At 60.8% G+C, this 13,079-nt stretch carries 7 protein-coding genes, 1 tRNA gene and 3 pseudogenes; 7 read left to right on the top strand and 4 right to left on the bottom strand.

Annotation, left to right across the window (positions count from 1 at the left end):
- Window positions 1-5 precede the first annotated feature (5 nt).
- A complete protein-coding gene (locus tag KI237_RS04605) occupies window positions 6-1,424 on the bottom strand; it encodes a short-chain fatty acid transporter (protein WP_212798982.1) in 1,419 nt (472 codons plus the stop codon).
- 307 nt (window positions 1,425-1,731) lie between these two features.
- Between KI237_RS04605 and KI237_RS30885 the strand changes: the two are divergent.
- Both KI237_RS30885 and KI237_RS30890 read left to right on the top strand, forming a co-directional pair.
- Window positions 1,732-2,418 (top strand): annotated as a pseudogene (locus KI237_RS30885) (PAS domain-containing protein); the annotation flags it as partial.
- Window positions 2,419-2,526: 108 nt separating this feature from the next.
- Window positions 2,527-2,958 (top strand): annotated as a pseudogene (locus KI237_RS30890) (methyl-accepting chemotaxis protein); the annotation flags it as partial.
- A gap of 168 nt (window positions 2,959-3,126) precedes the next feature.
- Here KI237_RS30890 and ggt read toward each other — a convergent pair.
- From ggt to KI237_RS04625, 3 genes are all read right to left on the bottom strand, one after another.
- Window positions 3,127-4,968: a gamma-glutamyltransferase gene (gene ggt / locus KI237_RS04615; protein ID WP_249410692.1), complete on the bottom strand. Its 1,842-nt coding sequence runs from the start codon at window positions 4,966-4,968 to the stop codon at window positions 3,127-3,129.
- A 177-nt stretch (window positions 4,969-5,145) separates the two neighbouring features.
- A tRNA-Met gene (locus KI237_RS04620) sits at window positions 5,146-5,222 on the bottom strand.
- A 103-nt stretch (window positions 5,223-5,325) separates the two neighbouring features.
- The gene (locus tag KI237_RS04625) at window positions 5,326-7,383 is read right to left on the bottom strand and encodes a methyl-accepting chemotaxis protein (RefSeq protein WP_212798985.1); all 2,058 of its coding nucleotides are present in this window, start codon (window positions 7,381-7,383) and stop codon (window positions 5,326-5,328) included.
- 331 nt (window positions 7,384-7,714) lie between these two features.
- On the opposite strand from KI237_RS04625, the gene KI237_RS04630 reads away from it, so the two are divergent.
- From KI237_RS04630 to KI237_RS04645, 5 genes and pseudogenes are all read left to right on the top strand, one after another.
- Window positions 7,715-8,932 (top strand): MFS transporter, encoded by a 1,218-nt coding sequence (locus KI237_RS04630; RefSeq protein ID WP_212798986.1) that lies wholly within the window; start codon window positions 7,715-7,717, stop codon window positions 8,930-8,932.
- A 980-nt stretch (window positions 8,933-9,912) separates the two neighbouring features.
- Window positions 9,913-10,935 (top strand): annotated as a pseudogene (locus KI237_RS30895) (PDC sensor domain-containing protein); the annotation flags it as partial.
- Window positions 10,936-11,046: 111 nt separating this feature from the next.
- Entirely contained in the window at window positions 11,047-11,835 is a 789-nt protein-coding gene (locus tag KI237_RS30900; protein ID WP_436278775.1) for a methyl-accepting chemotaxis protein, read from the top strand.
- A 132-nt stretch (window positions 11,836-11,967) separates the two neighbouring features.
- Window positions 11,968-12,411: a DUF3592 domain-containing protein gene (locus KI237_RS04640; RefSeq protein WP_212798988.1), complete on the top strand. Its 444-nt coding sequence runs from the start codon at window positions 11,968-11,970 to the stop codon at window positions 12,409-12,411.
- Between the two features lie 4 nt (window positions 12,412-12,415).
- A complete protein-coding gene (locus tag KI237_RS04645) occupies window positions 12,416-13,003 on the top strand; it encodes a hypothetical protein (RefSeq protein ID WP_212798989.1) in 588 nt (195 codons plus the stop codon).
- Window positions 13,004-13,079 lie beyond the last annotated feature (76 nt).

A 13,079-nucleotide genomic window follows, 5' to 3' on the forward strand; every position in this document is an offset into this window, starting at 1 on the left:
TGGCTTTATGGCATCACTGGTGGCAAATAACTCAATGTCGTCCCCAGCGCCCATAGCAGCGCCAGCACCAACGGCGTATGCACCAGCAACTGCACGAAGGAAAAACCGATCAGGTCCCTGGCCTTCAGCCCCAGGACCCCGAGCAACGGCAGCATGTAGAACGGGTTGATAAGGTTCGGCAGCGCTTCGGCGGCGTTATAGATCTGTACCGCCCAGCCCAGGTGATAGTTCAGGTCATTGGCCACCTGCATGACATAGGGCGCTTCAATGATCCACTTGCCGCCGCCGGAAGGAATGAAGAAGCCCAGCACCGCTGAATAGACACCCATCAACAGGGCGTAGGTGTCATGGGAGGCAATCTGGACGAAAAAGGTCGAGATATGATGGGCCAAAGTCTGGGCATCGCTGCCCTTGACTGTGGTCAGCAGCGCGGCGATCGAGCCGTACAACGGAAACTGGATCAATACGCCGGTGGTGGTCGGCACTGCACGGGCCACGGCATCGAGAAAACTGCGCGGCCGCCAGTGCAGCAAGGCGCCCAGCATGATGAACAGGAAGTTGTAGGTGTTGAGCCCGGAAATGGCACTGATCGCAGGTTTGGTCGAAAACTCGTGGAACAGCCAACCGGCTGCCAGCAGCACCAGGGCAATGATCAGCAGTGGACTGTGCTCCAGCCATTCCCCTGGGCGGGTACGGGGCTGCAACGCCGGCATGCTGAAGCTGGGGTCGATACCACAAGCGGCGGCGTCACGGGCGCTGTTCGGCCCGGGGGCGGTGGCGTAGGCGACGATCAGGGAAATCACGATCAGCGCCAGCAACATGGCCCCGGACTGCCAGAGAAAAATGGTCTGGGTAAAGGGGATGACGCCGGTAATGGACAGGATCGAGGGCGGCAGGCTGGCCGGGTTGGCCTGCAATTGCGCTGCCGACGAAGACAAGCCCAGGGCCCACACTGCGCCCAGGCCCAGGTAAGCAGCGGCCCCGGCGGCGCGATAGTCCATTTTCAAGTCGGTGCGCCGGGCGAGGGCGCGCACCAGCAAACCGCCAAACACCAACGACAGTCCCCAGTTGAGCAACGACGCGACCATGGAAATCAGCGCCACCCACGCCACAGCGGAGCGGCCGTTGGTCGGAATCCGTGCCAGGCGATCAATCAATTTGACGGCCGGTGGCGAGCTGGCAACCACGTAGCCGCCGATCACCACGAAGGCCATTTGCATGGTGAACGGGATCAGGCTCCAGAAGCCGTCGCCGAACGCCATGGCCGCCGCCGTGGGCGTGGCGCCGATGAATTGTGTCGCCGCGGCAACCACCAGCACCGCCAGCGCGGCAAAGACCCAGGAGTCGGGGAACCAGCGCTCGGCGAAACTGGAACAGCGCAAGGCGAAGCGGGCGTAACTGCTGTCTTCGATGTCGGTGGTCACGGCAACTACCTCGTTTTTATGGTTATGGGTATTGATGGCGGCAAGGCTGCAAGGAGCAGCGGCAACAGTAGAACAATCCAGTGACCATGGGAGGCTTATCGGGTTCGAGGGCCCCAGGATTATTTTCAACACGGGCTCGTGGCGCTCTTTAGAAAAAAAACGCCGGGCCGATGGCAAGAGAACAAGCCCTTTAATTCTCCTGCTGTCGGAGCTGCCAATGTTCAACAACCGCCTGAAGCAGGAGCTACTGGCTCTTCGCCAAGAACTGTCCAGCCTTATGCAAGTCAAGGAAAGCCTGGACCGCGAAATGCTTGGCCTAACCCTGGATGCCGACGGACGGATTCAATCGGTCAACCAGAACTTCCTCGACGAGATGCACTACAAGAGCCAGGACTTGATTGGCCGTGCTGTGGATGAGCTGGTTCCCGCGTACTTGAAATCCAATGAGTTCCAGGTTCGCTTCAAGTCGGCGCTGACCCGTGGCGAGCACTTTTCCGGTGCCGTGCGCATGCAGCGGGGCAACGGCCAGGAAGCCTGGCTGCGTTCGATCCTCCAGCCCGTACGGAGTGCCGACGGGCGAATTCGCTTTTTTTCGATGTACTCCAATGACCTGACCCGCACCATCGAGGCTTCCCGCGAGCATGAAAACCTCATCGGCGCGTTGGTGCGTTCAACGGCGGTGATTGAGTTCGATTTGAGCGGTCACGTGCTGACGGCCAATGATCGCTTTCTCAACGCCATGGGTTACAGCCTTGCGCAGATCAAGGGCAAGCACCACCGCACGTTTTGTGAACCTGAGGAATACAACAGCGCGGCCTACGAGCAGTTCTGGAAGCGCCTGAACAGCGGTGAATTCGTGGCAGGTCGCTTCAAGCGTATCGACAGCAGTGGTCGTGAGGTCTGGCTGGAAGCCTCCTACAACCCGGTGCTCGATGCCAACGAGCGGCTTTACAAGGTGGTCAAGTTCGCCACCAACATCACGGATCAGGTCAACCAGGAAAAAGCCGTCGCCGAGGCGGCCAACATCGCCTACAGCACCTCGTTGCAGACCGACAACAGCGCCCAGCGTGGCACGACGGTGGTAACCCAGGCCGTGGACGTGATGCGCGACCTGGCCCGGCACATGCAAACCGCTGGCGAAGGCATCGAGGCGCTGAATGAGCAATCCCTGGTGATTGGCACCATCGTCAAGACCATCAGCGGCATCGCCGAACAAACCAACCTGCTGGCGCTCAACGCCGCGATCGAAGCGGCCCGGGCCGGCGAGCAAGGTCGCGGCTTCGCGGTGGTGGCCGATGAAGTGCGACAACTCGCATCGCGCACCAGTCAGGCGACCGATGAAATCGTTGGCGTGGTCCGCCAGAACCAGGACATGGCTCGCAACGCCGTGGCCCTGATGACCGACGGCCAGCACCAGGCCGAACACGGGCTGGCCCTGGCCGCCGAGGCGGGGACGGTGATCGTCGAGATTCAGGACGGGGCGAAGAAGGTGGTCGATGCGGTGAGCCAGTTTGCCAACCAGCTATCGACTTGAGAAACCTGCTGAGCGAGCCGCCGCTATCGCGAGCAAGCTCGCTCCCACAGTTCTCCCTCAATAGCCCTGATATGGTGTTCGCCGCCACGCCTGTGGGAGCGAGCTTGCTCGCGATGACGGCCACACATTCAACATCCAGGCACGCTGCCCAACTTGATCGGCGAGTGCTTAATCTCCCAGTGCGGCGCCTTCCCGGCGTGGGTCTGCGCCGCCGGCCAGTGAGGTTTTCCCTTGCGCATCACGCACCCGGACAATGGCCTGGGTGCCGCTGTTCATTTCGACCTCGCTTACGGTGTGGCCCTTGTCTTTCAGCGCCTGGATCAGCGTCGGGCTGAATTGCCCCTTTTCCAGTTCGGTGGGCCCATTGCGGCTGCCGAAGTTGGGGAGGTTGATGGCGGTTTGTGGGTCCAGGTCCCAATCCAATAGGCCAATGACTGACTTGGCGACGTATTCGATGATTTGCGAGCCGCCGGGGGAGCCGACAGCGGCCAGCAATCTACCTTGTTGATCGAAAATCAGCGTGGGTGCCATGGACGAGCGAGGGCGTTTGCCCGGCTCGACGCGGTTGGCGACTTTTTGCCCATTCTCTTCGGGAGTGAACGAGAAGTCGGTCATCTGGTTGTTGAGCATGAAGCCCTGAACCATCAAATGGGAGCCGAACGCCGATTCCACCGTCGTGGTCATGGACACCGCGCCACCCTGGTCATCCACGGCCACCACTTGCGAGGTGGAAATACGCAGGGGGGAACGATCCGGGGCGTAGGCCACCTGGATGCCCGGTGGTGTGCCAGGCTTGGCGACACCCATGCTACGCGGGCCGATCAGGCTGGCGCGACTGGCAAGGTAACCTTGATCGACCAAACCTTTGAGCGGCACGGCGACAAAGTTCGGGTCGGCGATGTATTGGGCGCGGTCGGCATAGGCCAGGCGCTCGGCTTCGGCAATCAGGTGCACCGCCTCAGGGGTGGGTTCAATGCCGGCGGGTTTAGCGGTCTTGAGGGGTTTCAAGGGGGCGAGGGCCGCGTTGCTGTCGCGCTGTTCCACGGCCTGCAACATCCCGAGGATCTGCGCCACGGCAACCCCGCCCGAAGACGGTGGCGGCATGCCGCAGATTTGCCAGCGCTTGTAGTCGGTGCACAACGCGGGCCGTTCCCGTGCGGTGTAGCCCTTAAGGTCGTTCAGCGAAAGACTGCCGGGGTTGGCGTGGCCCTGCACCTTGGCGACGATTTCCTCGGCAACCGGCCCTTTGTACAACGCGTCGGGACCTTCGTTGGCGATGCGCTTGAGCACGGCTGCCAATGCCGGGTTTTTCAGCACGGTGCCGACAGCCTTCGGGCTGCCATCGGCATTGAGAAAGTACGCCGCCATGTCGGGCGAGCCCGGCAACGACGCGTCGGACGCGATCAAGGCGTGCAGCCTTGGAGAGATCGCGAAGCCCTGCTCCGCCAACGCGATCGCCGGCTCGAACAGCGTCGCCCATTCGAGACGGCCATGTTTGCGATGGGCCAGTTCCAGTCCGCGCAATACCCCCGGTGTACCCACGGAACGACCGCCGATCTGCGCGGCCGTAAACGGCATGGGTTGGCCGTCGGCTTGCAGGAACAGTCTTTCTGTGGCGCCCGCCGGTGCCGTTTCGCGCCCATCGTAAGTGCGCACGGCGTTGCCATCCCACAGCACAATGAACGCGCCACCGCCGATGCCTGAAGATTGCGGTTCCACAAGGGTCAGCACCGCTTGCATCGCAATCGCCGCGTCGATGGCGGAGCCGCCCCGTCGCAACATCTCCCGCCCAGCCTCGGCCGCCAACGGGTTGGCCGCAGCAGCCATGTGCTTGTCGGCGTGGCGGGTCTGTAGATCGGTGCGGTAGCCGGAATTGATTTCCGGAGGGGCAGGCAATGCCGGTGTGGTGGTGGAGGAGGGCGGGGCCTTACAGGCGATGAGTGCCAAGGCGACAGCCAGCAACGAAACGGCTGACAGGTGACGAAGGTTCGGTTTCAGGTCTATAAGCACGTGTCGCTCCATCCGTGGGCCTGGGGTATGGATATCGACTGTAGCGATGCGAGGCGTGTGGCGCAAATCAACAAGCCCTCTCGCCACAGGGGGCAACCAAATCCTGAGGGGGCGGGCAGGCACTTTTCTCGAGGCATAAAAAAACGGCTTATCTTTCGATAAGCCGTTTTTAGTACTTGGTGGCTACACAGGGACTTGAACCCCGGACCCCAGCATTATGAATGCTATGCTCTAACCAACTGAGCTATGTAGCCAAGTGGCGCGCATTATTCGCCGGTAACGAAGATGTGTCAAGCGTAAATCTGAAATATTTCTCAGCGCTTTCAACCGCTTAACAATCCTCGCTGCAAATCGTTATCAACCGAGCTGAAATCTCCCTGTGTTGGCACTCAAGGCCTGGCTTCCCTGGCTCAGGGTATCCGCCGCCACGTTCACGGCGCGTGCGCCTTCGAGCAAGCGCATGGCCGCCTGGTCGACCTGCTGGATATTACCGCTGACTTCATCGGCCACGCAGGCCTGTTCGTCCACGGCGGTGGCGATTTGCGCCAGGGTGTCGGTGACGCTTTGCACCGCGCTGGCAATTTCTCCCAGCCGTTCGCCAAGGCCGGTGACGGCTTGGGCGTCGGTCTGGGCCTGGCCGCAGGCGGCTTCCATCAGGCTGACGGCTTCGTTGACCGTGGCGCGCAGGCTGTCGACAGTGGCGGCAATCTGTTGTGTGGAGGATTGGGTGCGTTGCGACAGGCTGCGCACCTCGTCGGCCACCACCGCGAAACCACGGCCCTGTTCCCCGGCGCGAGCGGCTTCGATGGCGGCATTGAGGGCCAAAAGATTTGTCTGCTCGGCCACGCCACGAATGGTATCGACCACCAGTTGGATCTGTTGCCCCTGTTCGCTGACCCGCCCCAATGCGGCGGCGGTTTCATTGAGGCGCTGGTTGAGCTGCTGGATGCTTGCCGTGGTGCGTTGGCTGTCGTGGCTGCTGTCGGTGGCGATGCGGCGGGTCTGCTGGGCGCTGTCGGAGGCCTGCTCACAACTCTTCGCCACACCCTGGGAGGTGGCGGCCAGTTGTGTTGCGGCGGCAGCGATCTGGCTGATCTGCATCTGTTGGGCTTCTACTTCGCCCAGGGCGCCGCTGGAGTGTGTATTGAGGATGCGTACGGCGTTGCTCAACTGCAACGTTTCGTGGTCGACCCCCAGCAGGCTGTTGCGCAACTGCACCACGGCAACGTTGAGGGCGGTGCTGATGGCCGCCAATTCATCGCGTCCTTGCACCGGCACTTGCAGGCTGAGATTGCCGTCGCGCAGGGCTTCGGCCAGCAGGGTGATGCCGCTGGCGCTGCGCCGGATCGACGCTTGCAGGCAAACAAAAAGATACAGCGCCGCCAGCAGCAGGCAGCCCAGTACCATCGCTACCAGGGTGAACTGGCGAATCGCCGAACCGTGGTAGTGGTCCAGTCGCGTATCGAGTGCCACCAGCGACTGTTGCCGCAGGGTCGCCAGGTCGGCGAGGAGGGCGTCCATGTGTTTTTCGAAGTCTTCGGGCTTGAGGTTGATGGAACCGCCGAACACGCCGTCATCCAACACTTTCAGGCCGGCATCCAAGTGCTTGAGGCTGCCCTGGTATTGTCCGGCCCAGGTTTGCAGATCGCTGGGCAGGCGGGTTTCCAGCAGCGCTCCGGTCTTGACCAACTGGTCCCGGGCGTCGCCGATACGGCTGCGCAAGTCCCGCAGTTGCAGGCGACTTTGCAACGTGAACTGGCCTGATACCACGGAAGCCTGTCCAACGCTGGCCAGGCGACCGACCCGTTCGATCAGGTCCGGCGTCTGCTGGGTGGAAATCTGCGTCAGTAAATACGTCTCCAGCCAGGAGGCGAGGGTCAGGCGGTTGTCCATGACCATCTGCTCGCGCAAGGCTTGCAGGGCGCTGAGGGCGGCGGTGAAGCGGTCGTAGCCATCCGGCCACCAGCCCACGCTCCCCAGGCTTTTGGAATCCAGACCGTTGAGGCTGGTTTGCAGGGCTTGATAGCGGGCGAGGGTATCGGCTTCGGCCCCTTCGGTTTGCAGGGCGTTGCCCAGGCCACTGGCGGCCTGGGTAAGGGCCGGTTGCACGGTGTCATACGCTGCCATGGCGGCCAGCGTCGCGGGTGTCGGCTGCCGATTGGTTTCGGTGGCACGCCAGCGGGCGGCGCGGTTGCGCTGCGCGGTGAGCAGGTTGTCCAGGTTATCCAGGGCCAGCAATTGGCGCACCCCGGCGCGTTCCCCGGAAATCAGGCTGAGTTTGTCGCGATAGTCCTGGCCGATGAGCCACAGGCTGCCCATGAGCGGCAGGATAAAAAGCAGGAACAGCAATTGGAATTTGCGGGCGAAGCCGAAATGCCCCAACAACCTGATTCCCGGTGATAAAAATGCCTGCATGCCCATACTCCCCTGAACACCCTTGCACTATTTTTGTGCGTTTTCTACACAAGTGCCGAAACGGGTGCTCTTTTAAAAGGCTTCGAAGTTTGTCCAAATCGGCTCGGTAGGCCAGCTCTGTAGCGAAACTTCCCATTCTCGGTCCCCTTTGTAAGGAGCCGCGTTGTAGGCCATTAACAAGGCAAGATTCAGACCATGGCGTTGGGCTATCACCTTGGATTTCGACAATTTTTCGAGGTCGATAGCTAGCTAAGGGGATAGCCTTGCCGCACCGAAAAATGGCACATTGACGCACCTGCCCGTGTGCACCCTCTGTCGTATGGAAACTCCCATGGCTATCAGCAATACCCAGGCCGAGATCCCAACCGTTGCCGCCACTGCGCAAAGCAGTCCGTTGGTCATGCGGATCATCGGCGCCGTGGCGCTGGCGCACCTGATCAACGACTTGATCCAGGCCGTGCTGCCCTCGATTTATCCAATGCTCAAGGACAGCTATGGCCTGTCGTTCACGCAGGTTGGCTTGATCACCCTGACGTTCCAGTTGACCGCCTCTTTGTTGCAGCCTTGGGTCGGTTATCACACTGACCGGCACCCCAAGCCCTGGCTGCTGCCGGCCGGGACGGTGTGCACGCTGATCGGCATTGTGATGATGTCCATGGTCGGCAGTTTTGCCTTGATCCTGTTGGCGGCGGCATTGATCGGCATTGGTTCGTCGACCTTTCACCCGGAAGCGTCGCGGGTGGCGCGATTGGCCTCGGGCGGCCGTTATGGGCTGGCGCAATCGACGTTCCAGGTGGGCGGTAACGCCGGCTCAGCCTTCGGCCCGCTGCTGGCGGCGGCGATCATCATTCCCTATGGGCAAGGCAATGTGGCTTGGTTCGGGTTGTTCGCCGTGTTTGCGCTGTTCGTGCTGTACCGCATCAGCCGTTGGTACGCCAACCACCTGAACCTGTTCAAACTCAAGCAAGGCCAGGCGGCCACCCATGGCCTATCCAGAGGTCGGGTCTTGAGTGCGCTGGTGGTGCTGGGGCTGCTGGTGTTTTCCAAGTATTTCTACATGGCCAGCTTCACCAGCTACTTCACGTTCTACCTGATCGAGAAGTTCGACCTGTCGGTGGCCTCTTCGCAATTGCACCTGTTCCTGTTTCTCGGGGCAGTGGCGGCGGGGACCTTTTTCGGCGGTCCCATTGGCGACAGGATCGGGCGTAAGGCGGTGATCTGGTTCTCGATCCTCGGCGTGGCGCCATTCACCTTGCTGCTGCCACACGTGGACCTGATGTGGACGAGCATCCTCAGCGTGATCATCGGCTTCATCCTCGCTTCGGCGTTCTCGGCCATCGTGGTGTACGCCCAGGAATTGGTGCCGGGCAATGTCGGGATGATCGCCGGGGTGTTCTTCGGGCTGATGTTCGGTTTCGGCGGGATTGGCGCCGCGCTGCTGGGGCACCTGGCGGACATCCGTGGCATCGAGTATGTGTACTGGTTGTGCTCGTTCCTGCCGTTGTTCGGGGTGTTGGCGATTTTCCTGCCGAGAACCCGAAAGGCCTGAGACGAGGAACATCCATGTGGCTGAGCCGACGCCTTCGCGGGCAGGCTCCCACATGGAGTTGTGGATGTTCACGGTATCCGCATCCGACCACAAAGCCTGTGGGAGCGAGCTTGCTCGCGAAGGCGTCGGCACATCCGACATCATTGCAACTGACCCGCCGCTATCGCGAGCAGGCTCGCACTGGGGTTGTGGGTGCGCAGGCATCCAGGTCCCGAAACTAAGTCCGGGCATGCCAGCAGCGACGGGCTGGTACGTGAAATAAGTCTCCAGTTAAAACACAGTGAGTCTTGAATCGCTACTTGATGAGTAAGTTGCAGTTGCGACTAAAGTACGGGTTTGTATAAGCCTTAAGTGGGTATTTGTATAAAGGTTGGTCGTGTTAATTTGCACTTGTGGTTAATGGTTAGAAGGGAATCTGCAGCAGTATTCAAGGGTGACCCCTGTGGTGACTGAAAAAGCAGGCTTTCATATTCTTTCCAGCTATCGCCCTTATTGTCCCGGACATAAGGCCTTCGGTTCTTGGTTTGATGACCTCTTCTGCGCTGCGGGCGGACAGCGGTTGCGCCCCCCTATCTGCCATATTGAAATTCTTATAAAGAGCTGTATCGCCAGGTTCTTCCAAGGTGTTTGCCTTGTGGGCGGCGTAGCGGCCGTGATCGATTGTTCTTGCCGCGCCGTGCACGCGTTAGAGGCTGCCGTCTTTGACGTTTGGCCATAAATAGAATCAGGCAGGGGATAGTATGAAGTTCAAGTCATTGCAGGCACGCATTTGTGTCACGGCAGGCGTTTGCCTGTTTGTTTCATCCATCAGCCTGATTGTCTACGGGCTCTTTAGCGCCCGGGCCAACGAGCAATATGTCGCGGCCGAAGTCAGCGCGCTGGTTGAACAATCAACCATCCGCGAAATCCAGAACCTGGCCGAATCCCGGGCCAATGCCATCCAGGCCAAGTTCCAGAATGCCCTGGATGCGGCCCGCACCATGGCCAATGCCTTTGCCGCCAGCAAGGCCACGCAAAGCCCTCTGGCATTGGGCCGTGAGCAGATCAACAGCGTATTGCTCAGCGTCCTCAAGGATAACCCCGACTTCAACGGCACCTATTCCTGCTGGGAACCGAATGCGCTGGACGGTCAGGATCTGGCGTTGCGCAATGCAGAGAGTGGCAATAACCCGCTGACCGGGCGTTTCACGCCTTACTGGACGCGCGGCGCCGATGGTCACGTTGCCGTGCAGCCCCTGGTCGAGTATGACTCCCCGGACCGTCACCCCAACGGTGTGCCCAAAGGTGGCTGGTACAGCGGCCCGCGCGACACTCTGAAGGAAAGCGTGCTGGACCCCATTCCTTACGTGGTCCAGGGGAAAAACGTCTGGCTGACCACCTTGTCGGTGCCCATCGTGTCCGATGGCAAGTTCTACGGCGTGGTCGGGGCTGACTTCGATATCGCGTTTATCCAGAAACTCAGCGAGCAGATGTCTGCCGATCTCTACGGCGGCAAAGGCACGGTTTCGATCCTGAGTAACCAGGGCCTGGTGGTCGCGGACAGCCAGCGCACCGACCTGATTGGCCAGCCGATCAAGGCCTTGTTGCCTGAGTCCTGGGAAAAAGTGCTCAGCGATATCCAGGGCGGTCGGGGGGATGGCCTGCTCAATGCGCAAACACAGAATATCGAAGTGTTGATGCCCATTACGCTCGGTCGTACTGGCAAGCCCTGGGCGGTGTTGATTCGCCTGCCCAAGGCCGTGGTCATGAGCCAGGCCATCGTCCTGGAGCAGGAGTTGCAGGCACGCAGCCTCAACAACAGCATCTGGCAGGTGTCGGTAGGGTTGGTCATTTCGTTGTTGGCCCTGGCTGCCTTGTGGTATGCCGCAGCCAAAATCGTCGGGCCGATTCGCGAAGCCGCCGCCTTGGCCGCTACCATCAGCCTGGGAGATTTCTCTCGCCGCCTGGTGCAGAAATCCGAGGATGAAGTCGGGCAGTTGTCTGCGGCGCTTAACGATATGTCTGAAAGCCTGCAACGGCAGGTGCGGGTGGCCGAGCGCATTTCCGAAGGTGACCTGGACCTGGAGGTCCGCTTGTCTTCGCCCCACGACACCCTCGGCAAGTCATTGGAGAAGATGGTCAGCAACCTGAACCAACTGATTTCGGAGGTTCAAACCAGTGCCACGCAGATTACCGGCAGTTCGGCGCAAGTCACCGACCTGAGCCAGTCATTGTCCGATGGGGCCTCCAATTCCGCCTCGTCCATCACCGAAATCAGTGCGGTGATGACGCAAATGGCGGCGCAGACCCGGGACAACGCCGCTAACGCCAAGAAGGCCGATGAGCAATCCCAGGCGTCACGAGCCGATGCGGGGGAGAGCGATAAATTGATGAGCGAGCTGATTGCCGCCATGGCCGAGATCGACAATTCGGGCAAGGACATCACTGCGATCATCACCACCATCGATAACATCGCCGCACAAACCAACCTGCTGGCCTTGAACGCGGCGATCGAAGCTGCCCGGGCCGGTGAGCTTGGGCGCGGTTTCGCCGTGGTGGCCGATGAAGTGCGCAGCCTGGCCGCCCGCAGCGCCGAGGCCGCCCAGCAAACAGCGGCGCTGATCGCCGACTCCTCGAGCAAGACCCAGCGCGGCATGATCATCGCCGGCCGGACCGCCGAATCGCTGAAAAACATCGTCACCGGAACCAGCGCGGTTTCCAACCTGGTTTCGCTGATCTACCAGGCTTCCAGCGAGCAGGCTTCAGGTTTGCAGCAGGCCAGCATCGGCCTTGAGCAGATCGATGAGGTGACGCAGAAAAACCAGTCGAATTCACAAGAGTGCGCCGTGGCGGCCAAGGACCTTTCGGAGCGAGCCTCGCTGATGCAGCGGGTGTTGGGACGTTTCAAAGTCAAAAGGGGCTAATGGGTTTGCGTAGCGAGGGGGCAAGCTCCCTCGTCACGACGAGCACAAGCCCTCAAATGAACAGCATTACGACATAGCAGGCTTTTTGTTATCCTCGCCGTCTTCTTTCATGGACGAATACCGGGACAAGCCATGGCTAACGACACCCCGTCACGCATCGGGACGATTCTGCTGGGCCTGCTTTTTGCCCTGATTGGCATTGGCTTATTGGGCATTGCCGTCAATCTCACCCTCGACCGGCGCGACTTCCTCGCCCGGGCTCAGACCGCCGATGGCATTGTCAGCCACTTGAATGCCGGTGGTTCGCATCCTGAGATCGCCTTCACCACCGCCAGTGGCGAAAAGATTTCCTACCCCCAGGGCGGTTTTATCTTCGGTTATCAGAAGGACCAGCCGGTGCGGGTGCATTACTTGCCCGAGCAGCCGGCGGGCAGTGCCATCGTCGATGCCCCGGCCGCCCTGTGGGGCACCTCTGGAGTTCTGGGGTTTATCGGTCTGGTGTTCACTCTTGTCGGCCTGCTAAAAGCCACCCGCCAACGCGGTCGCGATGCGGTTCATTCACATAAAGGACTTTGAACGTATGAGCTACAACATCCCACTCCCGGTCAATGAAAGTCGCTGGCAGTACCAGACCGCCAGCGGCGGTGGCCTGACCGTGGTCATGGTGGCGGGCAGTGGCGGCTCGATTATCCTGCGCTCGCCCCAGGGCGAAGACGTCAGCTACCGCTATGGCGGTGTTGGCGTGGGTGTCGGGTTCGGTGCAAGGCTACCGCGGTTCGGCAAGATCAATATCCAGATCAAGGGTAAGGGTGTAGCTGCGGCCGGTGCGGCAGAGGCGTTTCCCAGCACCGGCAAGGTGTTTGTCAGCGACGCCCTGGTCGATCGCGACCTGACCAGTGACGACATCACCGGCCCTTGCATGTATACCGAAGTGGGCGTGGGCCTGGGGATCGGCGGCTCGGCCACGGCCCTGCTGTTCGGGCTCGATCCCAAGTTGCTGGCGTTGTCGGTGGCCCTGAGTTCCAATCCGGCAACCTCGCTCATCGCGTCCACCACGGTCAATCGGCAGCTGGCGCGTTCGGCCAAGGGCGCGGTGGTCATGGCTGGGATGAACGCTGGCCTGCAGGCCGGTGGCGGTGCGGCGATCTACATAGGGTATCTGTTCTAGTCAGGTTGCGGGGGCGGCACGACTCCCGAGCACGCCCGCTCCCACAGGGACTTAGCCCACAAAAAAACCGCCAATC

Origin of the sequence: Pseudomonas sp. St316 (genome assembly GCF_018325905.1) — a bacterium.
GTDB lineage: Bacteria > Pseudomonadota > Gammaproteobacteria > Pseudomonadales > Pseudomonadaceae > Aquipseudomonas.